The 13,990-nt window shown below is 57.9% G+C and carries 12 protein-coding genes and 1 pseudogene; all 13 read right to left on the minus strand.

Annotation, left to right across the window (positions count from 1 at the left end; translation table 11 throughout):
- Positions 1 to 147 precede the first annotated feature (147 nt).
- Positions 148 to 627, minus strand: coding sequence for an MGMT family protein (locus ACYQ3S_RS13795; protein ID WP_459689845.1), 480 nt, complete (start codon positions 625 to 627; stop codon positions 148 to 150).
- Between the two features lie 244 nt (positions 628 to 871).
- Positions 872 to 1,087 carry a transposon-transfer assisting family protein gene (locus tag ACYQ3S_RS13800; RefSeq protein WP_459689846.1) on the minus strand — a complete coding sequence of 72 codons (216 nt, stop codon included), beginning with the start codon at positions 1,085 to 1,087 and terminating at the stop codon, positions 872 to 874.
- Between the two features lies 1 nt (position 1,088).
- Complete coding sequence (locus ACYQ3S_RS13805; RefSeq protein ID WP_459689848.1) at positions 1,089 to 4,205, minus strand: YodL domain-containing protein; 3,117 nt, start codon at positions 4,203 to 4,205, stop codon at positions 1,089 to 1,091.
- 2 nt (positions 4,206 to 4,207) lie between these two features.
- Positions 4,208 to 4,489, minus strand: a complete 282-nt coding sequence (locus tag ACYQ3S_RS13810) for an immunoglobulin (protein ID WP_459689849.1) — start codon at positions 4,487 to 4,489, stop codon at positions 4,208 to 4,210.
- Positions 4,486 to 6,612: a type IA DNA topoisomerase gene (locus ACYQ3S_RS13815; RefSeq protein WP_337576304.1), complete on the minus strand. Its 2,127-nt coding sequence runs from the start codon at positions 6,610 to 6,612 to the stop codon at positions 4,486 to 4,488. The genes ACYQ3S_RS13810 and ACYQ3S_RS13815 overlap by 4 nt, the downstream gene beginning before the upstream one ends.
- 193 nt (positions 6,613 to 6,805) lie before the next feature.
- Positions 6,806 to 7,576 (minus strand): DUF4366 domain-containing protein, encoded by a 771-nt coding sequence (locus ACYQ3S_RS13820; protein ID WP_337576307.1) that lies wholly within the window; start codon positions 7,574 to 7,576, stop codon positions 6,806 to 6,808.
- The gene (locus ACYQ3S_RS13825; protein WP_337576309.1) at positions 7,566 to 7,820 is read right to left on the minus strand and encodes a DUF4315 family protein; all 255 of its coding nucleotides are present in this window, start codon (positions 7,818 to 7,820) and stop codon (positions 7,566 to 7,568) included. The genes ACYQ3S_RS13820 and ACYQ3S_RS13825 overlap by 11 nt, the downstream gene beginning before the upstream one ends.
- Before the next feature lie 29 nt (positions 7,821 to 7,849).
- The gene (locus tag ACYQ3S_RS13830) at positions 7,850 to 9,595 is read right to left on the minus strand and encodes a CD1108 family mobile element protein (RefSeq protein ID WP_459689852.1); all 1,746 of its coding nucleotides are present in this window, start codon (positions 9,593 to 9,595) and stop codon (positions 7,850 to 7,852) included.
- Positions 9,588 to 9,968, minus strand: a complete 381-nt coding sequence (locus tag ACYQ3S_RS13835; protein ID WP_459689853.1) for a DUF3851 family protein — start codon at positions 9,966 to 9,968, stop codon at positions 9,588 to 9,590. The genes ACYQ3S_RS13830 and ACYQ3S_RS13835 overlap by 8 nt, the downstream gene beginning before the upstream one ends.
- A gap of 2 nt (positions 9,969 to 9,970) precedes the next feature.
- On the minus strand, positions 9,971 to 12,418 hold the full coding sequence (locus ACYQ3S_RS13840) for a VirB4-like conjugal transfer ATPase, CD1110 family (RefSeq protein WP_459689855.1): 2,448 nt from the start codon (positions 12,416 to 12,418) through the stop codon (positions 9,971 to 9,973).
- Complete coding sequence (locus ACYQ3S_RS13845) at positions 12,378 to 12,764, minus strand: PrgI family protein (RefSeq protein WP_459689856.1); 387 nt, start codon at positions 12,762 to 12,764, stop codon at positions 12,378 to 12,380. Before ACYQ3S_RS13845 ends, ACYQ3S_RS13840 begins: the two co-directional genes overlap by 41 nt.
- Positions 12,765 to 12,786: 22 nt before the next feature.
- Positions 12,787 to 13,656, minus strand: coding sequence for a VirB6/TrbL-like conjugal transfer protein, CD1112 family (locus ACYQ3S_RS13850; RefSeq protein ID WP_459689857.1), 870 nt, complete (start codon positions 13,654 to 13,656; stop codon positions 12,787 to 12,789).
- Between the two features lie 81 nt (positions 13,657 to 13,737).
- A pseudogene (locus ACYQ3S_RS13855) lies at positions 13,738 to 13,836 on the minus strand (Maff2 family mobile element protein); the annotation flags it as partial.
- Positions 13,837 to 13,990: the final 154 nt, after the last annotated feature.

Here is a 13,990-nt window from a genome sequence, read left to right on the forward strand (position 1 = left end):
CTCCTTTCGTTTTTGGGGTAAAAGAAAAGCAGGAAACCGTTTCTGATTTCCTGCTGGGGTGGTGCCGCCGTTAGGCGGCTGGTATTCAGTTTTGAAAGTTCTGGGTCAGATTGGCCCGATGATGGGATATTTTACAACTCAAAATTCCTATCTCAAATCAAAAAGAACGCTTTCATAGTCCTTTACGAAATACTTTATATTTGTGCGTCCTTTCTGAATAATAGTGTGGCCTTCTGCTTCCAGCTTTTCCTTTTGTGCCTTTACACCGCCGGGATATTTTTCGTTCAATTCCCCGTTTGCCTTTAAGGTTCGCCAATACGGGGTTTCATCTTCGGAACGCTGGTAACTTGCCCATGCTGCAATAGATACAAAAATTCCGGCTGTGATAGGCTCTGTGAAATCCGCCCCATTCAGTTCAGCAAAATATTCACGGATTTTTCCGACAGTGATTACTTTGCCATCAGGTATCAGTTTCATCACTTTATCATAGTCGATTGGCGGTGCAAAGTACATCCTGCTTCCGCCATACTTCTCAATGCTTTTCTGGTCGGTAATGGTCTGGAATTTAGGCATATCCTTGCTATCATGTAGCATGGCATTAAAATCTTTTTTATCTTCATTCGCCATCGCTAAACACCTCCTGCTTTAATTATAATAAAGTAGACTATTCCATGCAATGAGGCGGTTTGAAAAGTTCTGTTCTTATCACCTCTATTATACAATGACCGTCCTTCCTTGGAAATAAATGAATTGTAAAATTGCCAGACAGAAACAGGGGTTTGGGGATATACCCCAACAAACAAAATCCCCGGCCCGACAGGGTGGCCGGGTCAGGGATTTATGAGAAGTATTGTATCGGTATCGTAGGTTCTTACTCGTCGAAATCCGGGAACAGCTCCAGCTCGGCAAACTCGGCGTCGCTCATAGCCTGGAGCTTGCCCAGGGCGCTGTCCGTCAGCTCCCGCAGTTCGGTTTCGTCCGGTTCCAGGTGGCCGCGCATTTCGTTCAGGGCCTCGATCAGCCCGGTGCGGCTGCCGGTGTTGTAAATGCACATGAGGTTGATTTCTTCAAAAATGAAGTTTCCCATATCAAATCTCCCTTTCCGCGCTCTTTTTGGGCGCTGTCTTTTTGTGTTCCGTCCTGGACTGGCTTTTCAGCTGCTCCATGACGGACTTTTTCTTGTCCCGGTCCTCCCGGTAGGCGGCGGCAGCCAAATCCATGAGGGAGATCGGCTGGCCGCTGCGGGCCTGCTGTTCCAGCTGGGACACTGTCGGCTCCTTGGGTCCGTTGTTGATGATGCCGTCGATCATGCCGTAGTCATCCTCCACGGCCATTTCCGCATTTTTCAGCGGATTGTCCGGCAGGAATCCGGGAATCTGCTGAAAGCCGAAGCTGTCGCAGTAATGACAGGATACCTTGCCGTCCCGCTTGATGGCAACGATGTCGCTGACGCTCATGGACGGATGGCCGTAATCGGCGGGATGCTCATTGTTGAAACGGTAAAAGAGCTGTTCGGTGGTATCGCCTTTCAAATCAGAGGGCAGCAGCGGAGCGGTATAAACCAGCTCATAGTTATCCCGCTGCACCGTCCGCCCGATGGACTGGAGCCATTCCAGGCCCTCGTAGCGGATGTCCCGCAGCTCGTCAGTGTGCTTCACTTGGTAAATCGCATAGCAGTCCCCCTTGTGGGAGAGAAACGCCTGCTCCCGTTCCTGCTGGTGATTCATGCGGTCCTTGACCAGCTTATCAAACTCCGGGCTTTCCTCCCATTCCTCACGGGACACCGCAAAGATGCCGTCATGGGCGTCCAGATCGGCGGTATCAAAGGCCATCTCCGGGTTCTCGCCCTGCTGGATCATGTAAACAGTCAAGTCGCGCTCCATCAGCTCGTAGGCTCTCTCTTTGGAGAGGGGCAGCAAATCCCCGTCCAGGTAGCCGCATTTTTCCAGATCGTCCTGGGTCAGCACAGGGTCCGGCATGGGGTATTCGTCCAGATGATGCTCCGGCGGTTCAGGCGGTAGAGGTGGTTGGGAAAGCTGTGCTTCTTGCAGAGTTTCCACCATTTCCAGCGGTGCATAGGCAATCGTGTGGGTTCCAATGTTATGCAGGTTACAGATTTCCAGACAAGCCTTTGCTATCGGAAGCTGCGGGGCGTCCAGCTGCCCGCCGTCCAGCGCCCGCATGGTATCTTTATCGTAGATGGTGTAGTCATAGCCATCTTCACAGGGCTGGATGTGGAGGTACAGCCGCTCATCCAGTTCATAGAGCTTTTCCATCTTTGTCTGGTCTTTGACCTGTTTGGCGGTCATGCTGCCATCCTGAAGGGCGGCGTACAGCTTGGTACATTCTCCATAGGTGCCGGTATAAAGCACCTCGCCTGGAGTAAGGGATAAATCCTCCGCAACGGTGTATTCCTGGATATAGGTGCCGTCTGCCGGAGAGGTGCGCTCAAAATTGTCATGCAGCTTGTACTCATGGCGGACCGGAACCTGTGTGGGGGCTTCCATCTCTGCCGCAGGCTGTTCCTGCTGCGCGGTCAGGTCAATGCCGCGCTCTTTGCAGATTTCCTTGTAGTTTCGCTCAATGTCGTTAATCAGCTCACAGGAAGTCTTGTTGATGGTCTCCAGGCTGGCCCGCAGCTCCTTCAGCTCTTTGTCCTTCGACCAGGAAGCGATGTAGCCAAAACTGTTCTCGCCGGTCTGGATGCCGAAATACTGGCAAACCGCATAAGAAATGCTCTCGGCCTCCACTTCCTCGGTGTTGCGGTTCTTGGCAGCCTGTTTCACCGCCGTCAGATCTTCCTCCACTTCCAGCCGCCACTCAAACTGATTCTCGTCCACATAGCGCCAGCCTTCCTCGGCGGCGGCCTGTTCCGCCTCCGCTTCGGTGGCAAAATCCATACGGAAGTCCCGCTTGGTGCCGCCCTCGCTCACCATGACAATCTTCCAGGTTGGCTCCGCCTCATACTTTTTGGGGTCGTGGAGCTTGCTGTGTGCAACCTCATGGACAGCGGCAGAAACGGTCTGCACCTCGCTCATGCCTTCCCGGATGGCGATCCGCTGCTGCTCAGAGGAAAAATAGCCGTCCATGTTCTCGGCCATCGGCTCAAACTCGATGGGAACCGGCGCGGAGCGGCGCAGCGCCTCCAGAAACGCCTCATAGTGCGGCACCGTCCCGGACAGGCTGGAAGCCAGCTCCGGCAGGGGCTTGCCGTCCGTCTGGCTCACATCAAACACCTTGACCGGGCGGAACAGGGGGATTTCGATTACCTTTTCCTCCATGACCGCCTTGCCGTCTGCGTCCAGAATGGGTGCCTGGGTGTCCGGGTCGCGCTTCATTTCCTCGATCTTCTTTTTGTACGGCGTTGGGGCGATGATGGTGATCCCATGCTCACCCTTTTTCACATGGCGCTCAAACTGGTTTTTCCATTTCTGAAAGCCAGCGACCAGCGTGGCGTCCGGGCGCTGCATATAGATGAGCATGGTGTTGTTGACGGAATAGCGGTGGAACTTGGACATGACGGACAGGTAGCGCATATACTTCTCGCTCTCGAACAGCTCCTTGATGCCCTGTTCAATGCCCGCCGTGATCTCCTGCAACCGCTCCCGGTTGGTGGGCTTATCAGCCATGAATTTCACTCTCCTTTCCAAATTGGCGATTTCTGATTGATGTGCGGCAATCCACAGTTTTTGTTCCTCCGGGCTGTCCTCCAGGAAAAAATCCAGCAGGTAGCCCGTATAGTCCTTTTTTTGAATTGCCTCCATGAACCGGGGGTGTGGAGCTTCCTCCGGTGTTTTGGGAGAATAGTCCGTTTCCCACTTTCTGAGCAGATGATAGTAGTCAGCCAGGACACGAAAGGTATGGTCCCGGTCCTCCTTGAACTTCTGTGCCTCGGTTTTCTGTCGGACATAGCGCCTCCGGGGCGGGGCCTGGCTGTCATAAGCCAGGCCAAAATCCTGGGTCAGCTTCTCAGCGGCCTCCTTGGGGGACAGGTTGTAGAGCCGGGCGGTAAAGTCGATCACGTCGCCGGTGGCCCCGCAGCCGAAGCAGTAGAAATAGTCCTCGTTCAGCTTCATGCTGGGATTTTTGTCATCGTGGAAGGGGCAACAGGCCATGCCGCTCCGGTTGACCTCGATCCCATACATCTGCGCCGCTTCCCGGACGGTGACAGACTGCTTGACGGCCTCAAAAATGCTCTCGGCCATGCTTACTCATTGCCTTTCTTGGGAGTGGGCGGCCTGTACCCGGCAGCTTTGGCCCGCTCACTGGCCGCCTTGCGGCGCTCGGCACTGTACGGCTCCCGAACCGACACGCAGCGTTTGGGGACCGTGAAGGTCTGCCGGTCCTTTTTCACGATCTGGTCCGGGTATTTCTCTGCCAGCCGCCGCAGTTTTTCCAGCAGTCGGGGGTCGTGGGTGTAGACCTCGGCGGTGGTCTCGGCCTGGTTGTAGAGGATAATGGTTTCCTGTTCATATAAACTCAGTTTCATTTCCCGCCGCCTTTCTGCCGGTCAAAGTCCAGCTTGAAATTGGCGTATCTGCCGTCATCATCGAGAACCACGGTGGCATCGTAGGTCTTGCCGCTCTTTTCCGAGTACAGCCCAGTCACGCGGGCGCGGCCATCCTTGAGCAGCGCCGTCACAATGGCCTTGGTGGGCTGCTTGCGCTTCATGGCCCACCATTTGCTGTTTTTCCAGATTGCAAAATTGCAAGATTTATCCTGACAGAAGAAGCCTTTTTGCATTTCTGCAACCTCACCGCCGCAGCGGGGGCATTTGCCCACCACCTCACGGGGCGGCGTGAACAGATACTCGGTCCCCTTGATGACCTGATAGGTCCCCACCAACTCCTGGAGCATGGCGCTGATCCCGGACATGAAGTCCTCCGGGGCCAGTTCGCCGCGCTCGATCTCGCCCAGGCGGTACTCCCATTCAGCGGTCAGCAGGGGCGATTGCAGCTGCTCCGGCAGCACGGTGATGAGGGACACCGCATCATGGGACGGCAGGAGCTGCACTTGCTTTTTGCTCTTTTTGCGTTCCAGGAAGCCGGTGGACACGAGCTTTTCCAGAATCCCGGCGCGGGTGGCCGGGGTTCCCAGGCCCTTGCGCTCGGCGTCCTCCGGCATCTCGTCCTTCCCGGCAGTCTCCATCGCGGAGAGCAGCGTATCCTCGGTGTAGTGCTTGGGCGGGGTGGTCTTGCCCTCCTTGACGGCGGCACCGGCGACCGGCAGGCTTTGGCCCTCGGCCAGTTCTGGCAGACGGCCTCCGTCCGGCAGGGCTTTGTCCTCGGTTTCCTTGTCCGGCTCCGCATTTTTCAGCCCAGCGCGGTAGGCCGCGTCCAGCGCCCGCCAACCGGGCTGCTTCACCGTGCGGCCCTTGGCGGAAAATTCCGCTCCGGCGCACTCCACCATCACGGCGGTTTCCGCATAGGTATGAGGTTCCGCCACAGCGCACAACAGCCGCAGGGCCACCAGCTCCAGCACCGCCCGTTCACCCACCGGCAGAGCGGACAGGTCCGCCTCCTGGATATTCCGGGTGGGGATAATGGCATGGTGGTCGGTCACTTTCTTGTCGTTGATGACCGCCGCCGCATCACAGGAAATGGCGATGCCCTTGCGGAACGGCATGGCGTTGGCAACCAGATTCACCAGCACCGGCAACCCCTCGGCCATGTCGGAGGTCAGATAGCGGCTGTCCGTCCGGGGATAGGTGCAGAGCTTCTTTTCATAGAGGTTTTGCAGATAGTCCAGGGTCTGCTGGGCCGTATATCCCAGCAGGCGGTTGGCGTCCCGCTGGAGGGTGGTCAGGTCATAGAGGGCGGGCGGCTTTTCGGATTTTTCCTTTCGCTCCACTTTTTTCACCGTGGCCGTGCCGCCCTGGCAGGCCGTTTTCAGCTGCTGGGCGGCGGCCTTGTCCACCATGCGCTCCCCGGAAACGGAAAAGCCGGGCAGTTCCAGGACCACCGTGTAGAACGGCACCGGCTTGAAGGCGTCGATCTCGGCTTCCCGCTGGACGATGAGCGCCAGCGTCGGGGACATGACCCTGCCAATATTCAAAGTGCGGTGATACAGCACCGAAAACAGCCGGGTTGCATTGATACCCACCAGCCAGTCCGCCTTGGCACGGCAGAGGGCCGCCTGGTGCAGCCCGTCGTAGTCAGAGCCGGGGCGCAGGTTTGCAAAGCCCTCCCGGATAGCGGAATCCTCCATGCTGGAAATCCACAGGCGGCGTATGGGCTTGGTGCAGCCTGCCAGGCAGTAGACCGTGCGGAAGATCAGCTCCCCCTCGCGCCCGGCATCGCAGGCGTTGACCACCTCGGTCACATCTTCCCGCCGCAGCAGGGTACGCAGCACATCAAATTGGTCCCGCTTATCCTTGGCGATGGTGAACCGCCAGGACTCCGGCAGGATGGGCAGATCGTCGTAGCGCCACTTGGCATAGTCCGGGTTGTAGGTGGCGGCATCCGCCAGCCCGGCCAGATGCCCCAGGCACCAGCTCACCAGCCAGCCGTTGCCTTCCAGATAACCGTCCCTGCGGTTCGCGGCCCCCAGCACGGCAGCCAGCGATTTTGCAACCGAGGGTTTCTCCGCGATCACCAGTCGATATTGTGTCATGGTTTTTTCCTCCTTTCCCGCAGCCATGCAGTCAGCTGCCGGTGGCAGAATCCCACGCAGGGCTGCCCGTAACGGTAATTCCCACAGCCATAACAGGGGTGGCCGGGAGATAAAGAGGGAGGACGGGAAGTGTCCTTCCCGCCCTCCGGCCTGCGTGTCATCATGGGTTCAAAGGGGCTGTCGGTGAAGCGGGTCATTTGGCCTGGTTCTCGCTTTCCGCATCACCGCCCCCGTCGGCGTCCGCCGCGTCAGATTCCTCGGTCTCCCAGGCTTCATCCTCCGGCAGTTCTTCCTCATCCTCGCCGTAATCATAACCATCCAAATCGTCGCTGCCCTTGGTTTTGGGCTTGTTGCGGATAAATTTGAAGTAAGCCAGCGCACCGACACCGCCCAGCACAGCCAGTACCACCAGCAGGATGAGCGGATTCAGCCCTGCGGCCTGCGCCGGTTCCTCCGGCTGCGCGGTTTCCTCCGGGGCCTCCGGTTCCGGCTCCTTGCCGGTACAGCCGGTCATGTCAGTAGCACACACCGGGCAGGCCGTATTGACCGCACCGGCCACACATTTCTCCGTGCAGGTACAGGTGGCGGGTGCTTCTTCCGCAGCCTGGCCGTCCTCCAACAGAGCTTGCAGGTCGGCATCATCCACCTGGTTCAAGAAGTGAACGGCGGTTTCCTTGTCCTCGTTGGCCCGGTCAATCAGGATATAGAAGTAGTTGCCCGCCTTGGTGGTGACGGTGATAAGCTGCTTGTTGCCGCCGAAATCATCCACCAGGGCGGCGTTGCCCTCCGGGGTCAGGGCCGGGCTGTCCTCGGTTTCCTCCACCACCACGTTGGCGTCGTTGGTGGCGTCCTCCGCCGGAGACTGGTCGGTGCCCTGGGCAAAGGCCGGGACCGTGAAGCCCACCGCCATCACAGCGGCCAGACAGAGGGCGGAAAAGGTTTTGAAAATTCTCTTATTCTTCATGGGTCATGTCCTCCTGTTCGGAATCGGTGGGAGCCACCGTCTGGCCGGGCACCATGCCGCCGGACAGCATGGCGGAAAGCTGCTCCGGGGTCATACGCAGGGCACGCACCATCTGGACGATCTCCAGGTTCTCCGCCTCGGTTTTCTGCGCCTCCAAAGCCTTCAGCTTTTCCTGCTGCTCCGCGATCTTCTCGCGGGTTTTCTGAATTTCCAAGTCAATGCGCTGGATTTTGTTCTTAGCCATAATCAATCACTCCTCTTTGAAAATCTCTGTCACCAGTTCATCAGGCCGTAGCCCTTGATGCACTCGTAGGTCAGGGAATAACTCTTGATCTTGCAGGCGTCGCCGGAATTGCCTTCTACGGTGTAGACACGGCTGCCGTCGGTGCCGACAACGATGCCCACATGGTCGGCGCTGCCGTCCAGGTCCCAGTCGAAGAAGATGGCGTCGCCGGGGGCGATATTGGCGTAATCCCGCCCGCCCCACTGTCCGTGAGACTGGAACCACGGGATGCCCTGGGACTGGCAGGCGGCAAAGCGCGGCTCGGACAGCCCCATCTGGCCGTAGCACCAGGACACGAAACAGGCGCACCACTCCACGCGGCTGTTGAAGCCGTACCAGCTCCAGTAGGGCTGGCCGCCCACGTTGCCCACCTGGCTTTTGGCGATGTCCACCACGGCCTGATTGCCGGGGCGGGTGCCGTTTACAAACTCCACACCGGCCAAACTCTCGGAATCGCTGGTGTCGGCGGAACCACCGCCGAAGATCAGCGGCTTGTTGCCCAGCGTCTGCCGGTACACCTGGTACATTTCCAGTTGTTCCGCTGTCAGCAGCTCCGAAGCCACAGAAGATATGGGCTTGCTGGTGAGGGTGACATTTAAGATGTAGTAGTTGTAGGGCACCTCAACGTCATATTCGTTGCCCTCGCTGTCCGTCCGGGTTTCAGTGCGGTAGCGCACCTCCACTTCCTCGGTCAGCGTCAGCTCATACTGTGCCGCAAACACCCGGTCCAGCTCGGCCTGGGCGCTCGCCTGCGTGTAGCCTTGCAGCACGGCGGACAGATAGGCCGCCAGCTCATGGGGGTCATGGCCGATCATGTCCAGGTCATAGCGGTACTCGTCATACCCTGGGTGGCTGCTCTCGATGTTGTCGATCTCGGCTTGCAGCGCCGCCTCCTTGGCGGCATAGTCGGCCTCCACCGCCACCAGCTCCGGGTCATCGGAGGGGTAGGTGGTGCCGGATATGGCTGAACCGATGCTCTGTGCCATCATGGAGCAGGAGGACATGGTGTTGAGCAGCAGGCAGACAATCAAAAACAGCGCCAGGGCGATGCCGAAGCCTTTCTTGTGACGCATCACATAGGCCCCGGCCTGCTGGGCCTTCTCCTTGACCGTCTTGGCCGCCTTGCCGGTGGCCTCCGCAGTCTTGGCGGTATTCCCGGCAGCCTGACCGGCGCGCTTGGCGGCGGCATACTGCTTTTTAATCTGCTGTTTCTGCTGCCAGCGGGAAATGGGGTTGCTGGCAAGCTGGGGGTTCTCCTGCAAAGACTTCTGATACAGGACGTTCACGTTGGCCTTTTCCAGCCGCCGCTCCGCCTGGGCCGCCTTGCGGTACGGTTTCAGCTTATGGCTGCGGTAGCCCTCCTGCACCAGATGTACGCCGGTCTCCACCGCTTCCTCGGACTTGTGGGCGCTCTCCACGCCCACATTGTCCTGTTCGGTCTCCCGGATTTCCTTGTGGATTTTCCCCGTCACAGCGTTGGCGGGCGCATCCCGCACCGCATGGGACAGTTTGGAAGGCGGTTTTTTCTTATCCACTTCCTCAAATTTGAGACGGACGGTTTTCTTGCCGGTGGCCGGGTCCACGACCGTTTCTCTGGTCTTGACCGTCTTTTTCGGGATTTTGGCCTGCGCCTTATCCGCTTTGGCGGCGGCCTTGTCCGCCTTGCGGATGGGCTTCTCCAGCGCCGGGTCAGCCCGTTCCTCGTCCGTAAAGCGCAGGCGCGGCTCCTTAGTCAAACCATTCCCCCAACATCAGGGAGGCCATCATGTAGCGCAGTTCCACATAGAGAACCAGCCCCAGGGGACCGCCGGAGGGATGCCGGAGCAGATGGGCGTAGATCTGCGCCACCAGATTCGCCAACAGCTCCATCTGGTCCCCCTCGAAGATGACGACGCTGGGGGCATCGGGAACGCCGTTCACGGCCCACCAGATTTCCGTCAGGCGCAGCAGCCCGGCCTCGCCGTCCCCGGTCAGTTCCGCCGCCTGATTCGCCGCCGTGCGGGTCTCGCTGACGGCATCCGCCAGTTCGGTGAGCAGGTTGGCGCGCTGTTCGTCCTGCGCCGCCTCAAAAAACATCATAGAATTCAGTTCACAGGTATTGGGTTTCATGGTCATTCAGCCTCCTTTTTCAGTTCCTGGGGTTTGGTGGTCATAATGCGGTACAGCTCGGTATTCTTCGGGAAGTGGTCCACAAAAGGCAGAATGGTCGCGCCGTAGAACAGCAGGCCCTCGCCCTCGCCGGAGTGGGTCACATAGGACAGCTGATGCGGAGAAATGCCCAGCTGCTTGGCCAGAATCTGCCGGTCGCCGCCCGCCTGGTTGAGCATATACACGAAGTCGGAGTTCTCAAAGATGTTCTCCACCTCGCGGGAAGAAAGCAGGTCTTTGACGTTCTGCGTGATGCCGGTGGGGATGCCGCCCCACTTGCGGAACCGCTTCCAAATCTCCACCGTGTAGGCGGCGGTCTGTTCCTCTTTCAAGAGCAGGTGCATCTCGTCGATGTAGTAGCGGGTAGACTTGTGGGCGGCGCGGTTGATGGTGACACGGTTCCACACCTGGTCCTGGACCACCAGCATCCCGATCTTTTTGAGCTGCTTTCCCAGCTCCTTGATGTCGTAGCAGACGATGCGGTTGTGAATGTCCACATTGCTCTGGTGGTTGAACACGTTGAGGGAGCCGGTGACGTAGATTTCCAGCGCCGTGGCGATGTACTGGGCCTCTTTTTCCTCCTGCGCCCGCAGCAGGTTGTAAAGGTCCTCCAAAATCGGCATATTCTCCGGGCGCGGGTCATTGAGGTACTCCTGATAGACCAGCCGCACACAGCGGTCGATGATGGTTTTCTGCACCGGCTGCAAGCCCTCCTTGCCACCCACGATCAGCTCACACAGGGACAGAATGAAGTCAGACTTGAGGGACAGCGGGCTTTCATCGTCCGAGTAGTCCAGGTTCAGGTCCATCGGGTTGATGTAGTTGCTGCTGGTGGGCGAAATCCTGATGACCTGCCCGTGCAGGCGCTCCACCAGGGGCGCGTACTCGGCCTCCGGGTCGCAGATGATGATGTCGTCGCTGGTGAGCAGGAAGCAGTTGGCGATCTCACGCTTGGCGGAAAAGCTCTTGCCGGAACCCGGCGTGCCGAGAATCAGGCCGTTGGGGTTTTTCAAGAGCTTACGGTCCACCATAATCAGGTTGTTGGACAGGGCGTTGATGCCGTAGTACAGCGCCTCCTTGCCGCTCTGGAACAACTCCTGCGTAGTGAACGGAACAAAGATGGCCGTGGAGCTGGTGGTCAGCCCCCGCTGAATCTCGATCTGATTGAGGCCCAGGGGCAGGCTGCTCATCAGCCCTTCCTCCTGCTGGAAGTCCAGCCTTGCCAGCTGGCAGTTGTACTTCTGCGCGATGCTGGATGCCTGGAAGATGTTGTTGTCCAGCTGCCGGGGATTGTCCGCCGTGTTCAGCACCAGGAAAGTCACCAGAAACATTCGCTCGTTGCGGCTCTGCAAATCCTGCAAGAGCTTTTTGGCCTCGTTGCCGTAGGTGGCAAGGTCGCTCGGAATGATGTCCATATCGTATCCGGCACGGACGGCCTTTTTCTGTTCCTCGATCTTGCTGCGGTCCAGGTCAGTGATTTTCCGCTTGACCGTCTTGATGGCCTTGATCTGGTCCACCGACTGGATGTGCAGGCTGACGATCAGAGAGCTTTCCATATCCAGAAAATCCGCCAGCATCCGGTCGTTCAGCTCCGGGGCCAAAATCTGCAAAAAAGAAACAGCCCCGTATTTTTTCCCCATACGGAACTGCTTGCCGGTGCGGAACTCGAAGCCGGACGGCGCGATAAAGTCCTTGGTGGACAGGCCGGACGGAGCCAGCCACTCCCACTCAAACCGGAACGGAATCTGTTCGTCCATGTGGAAGATGCCGTGGAGCTGGGCCAGCCGCGCCTTGCCGTCCAGCACCTCGGCGGCCACGCCCAGGCGCTTGAAGTTGTTGAGAATGTCGGTCTCGATGCGCTCCAGCCGGGGCTTGGCGGCCTTGAGACTGTCCGCCTCGATGCTGAAGGTCAGATACTTGGTCTTGATAAGACCATTGTTGCCCCGTGCCAGCTGGTTTTGCAGCATGGTGGTATACTCCGTCCGAATGCTGTCAAAATCATCGCCCTGGAGGGGGATGTTGATGGCGCGGGCGAAGGTTTCCTCGGAGGCCACGAGGTTCAGAAAAGACAGCTGGAACTGAATCGAGCTGTCGAAGTAGTTGAGAAAATCACACCAGCCCTCAAAAATCGCGGTCTTGTCCTCGTTCTGCGAGAGCTGGTAGTTGATGTCCTGGAACTGGACGGTTTTCGTGTAGCGGCCATCCGCCACCTTACAGATGCCGTCCGGCCACATCCGCTCATAGGGGATGCTGTCCTGGGCCGATTTTTCCTTTTTATCCGTGCGGTTGGCGCGGGCAATGGCAGATTCAATCTGTTTCCTGTCGGCACGGGACAGTTTCTTCTTTGGAACCGGCGGCTGCTTGCCATCCTTATCGGCCTGCCGGTTTTTCTTTCCGGTGAACAATGTCATACACCTCCTTGTCGAGTTTTGCCTGCCGTTCCAGCACGGCATAGAAGTTATTGGTCTTAAACGGGCGCTGCTTGGGCCGGATGACCGCCACCTTGAGGATGTTGCCCACGATCTTTTCCAGGGGCTGGCCGTGTTTTTCGTACATCGCCAGCATGAAGAAGGGCAGCATGACCAGCATCATGCACATGGCAGCCACGCTGTTTCCCGCAGGCCCCCGGAGCAAAAAGAACAGCGGCACGCCGATGAGCGCCCCGCTGCCGAAGCAGACCAGCTGCCTCTTGGTTAAATTGAACGCGACCTTGGTTTTGACTTTCGTCAGGTCTTTGGGTACGGGTACATAAGCCATTTTCGGGTTCCTCCTTCCTGGGTCAGTGCGCCTGAAACACTGCTTTAGATAGGCTGCCGGTCTTAAAGAGGGTAAAGCACAGCAGGACCGTGTAGCCCACGCAGCTCCAGATGGCCATGATAATGTCATCCTCGGTGGCGATGTTCTGCACCAGAACGGCGTAGATCGCCACGCAGACGATGATGAGAAATGCCTGAAATCCCAGGGCAATCAAAGAACGCAGATAGTTCTGCCCCATGCCGCCCCATTCCTTGCCCATCATGGTGGCCATCGGGATGGGGGCCACGGACGTGACAAGGTAAATCTCAATCATACGGCCATAGATCACGATAAAGATACAAATATACAGCGCCCACATGGTAATGCCGATAAAGAGCGACTGGAACCACAGGCCGAACAGCGGCCCCAGTTCCATATCCATCAGCCGGGACTCCATATCGGTCATGACAGAGGAGATGTCGATGGAAGCGTCCGAACCGATGATGCCCGCCGCCTGCGCCACCACGCTTTGGGCGGCGTCAAACACGCCCATCACGATGTTCCATGTGTTGGTGACAATCAGGATGGCTGCGGCGGATTTGAACACCCACTTGAAGATCATCCAGGTGTCCACATCATGCAGGTTGTTTCGGTCGGTAATCATCTGAATCAGTTCCAGCGTCATCACGATGGCCAGGATCACACCTGCAATCGGCACCATGATGGTGTTGGACAGATTCTGGATCATGCTGAAAATGTCACCGTTCCACGCCTGCGGCGTTTGCCCCACCTGCACGGATATATCCGCGACCTGCTGGTTCACGCTGTCGAACATCCCCGATAGGTTGCTCATAATGCCGCCCACCAACATTTCCTTGAGCCAGTTGGTAAGGGCATCCAGTAAGAAATCCATACGGTGCTAACCTCCTTTCAGCCGCCCCCGCTGGGGGCAGGGGCGGCAAGAGGATTTCTCAGGGCTGTTTGCGGGAAACGATCAGACAGTGAACAGGCCGGACAGCAGGGGCACCAGCACCATGCCGACGATGGCGACGCCAGCGCCCGCCATGAGCTGCTTCATGCCCTGGCTTTTTGCTTATGTGCGATAAAGAAGTAATAGAAGTGTAAAAAATTTTGCCGTTCCTATCCGGCACTTGGCCATTGTGTCGGATAGGTCGGGCGTTAGGCTTCGGGCAAGTCAATCTTGCCGACAAAGCTGTAATAAATCTCAATGTCCTGCCTGCGGGTGC

This window comes from Agathobaculum sp. TL06, from assembly GCF_054658635.1.

Coding starts and splice junctions, on each gene's coding strand:
- ACYQ3S_RS13795 (WP_459689845.1), bottom strand. CDS start 627: ATGGCGAATGAAGATAAAAAAGATTTTAATGCCATGCTACATGATAGC.
- ACYQ3S_RS13800 (WP_459689846.1), bottom strand. CDS start 1,087: ATGGGAAACTTCATTTTTGAAGAAATCAACCTCATGTGCATTTACAAC.
- ACYQ3S_RS13805 (WP_459689848.1), bottom strand. CDS start 4,205: ATGGCCGAGAGCATTTTTGAGGCCGTCAAGCAGTCTGTCACCGTCCGG.
- ACYQ3S_RS13810 (WP_459689849.1), bottom strand. CDS start 4,489: ATGAAACTGAGTTTATATGAACAGGAAACCATTATCCTCTACAACCAG.
- ACYQ3S_RS13815 (WP_337576304.1), bottom strand. CDS start 6,612: ATGACACAATATCGACTGGTGATCGCGGAGAAACCCTCGGTTGCAAAA.
- ACYQ3S_RS13820 (WP_337576307.1), bottom strand. CDS start 7,576: ATGAAGAATAAGAGAATTTTCAAAACCTTTTCCGCCCTCTGTCTGGCC.
- ACYQ3S_RS13825 (WP_337576309.1), bottom strand. CDS start 7,820: ATGGCTAAGAACAAAATCCAGCGCATTGACTTGGAAATTCAGAAAACC.
- ACYQ3S_RS13835 (WP_459689853.1), bottom strand. CDS start 9,968: ATGAAACCCAATACCTGTGAACTGAATTCTATGATGTTTTTTGAGGCG.
- ACYQ3S_RS13840 (WP_459689855.1), bottom strand. CDS start 12,418: ATGACATTGTTCACCGGAAAGAAAAACCGGCAGGCCGATAAGGATGGC.
- ACYQ3S_RS13845 (WP_459689856.1), bottom strand. CDS start 12,764: ATGGCTTATGTACCCGTACCCAAAGACCTGACGAAAGTCAAAACCAAG.
- ACYQ3S_RS13850 (WP_459689857.1), bottom strand. CDS start 13,656: ATGGATTTCTTACTGGATGCCCTTACCAACTGGCTCAAGGAAATGTTG.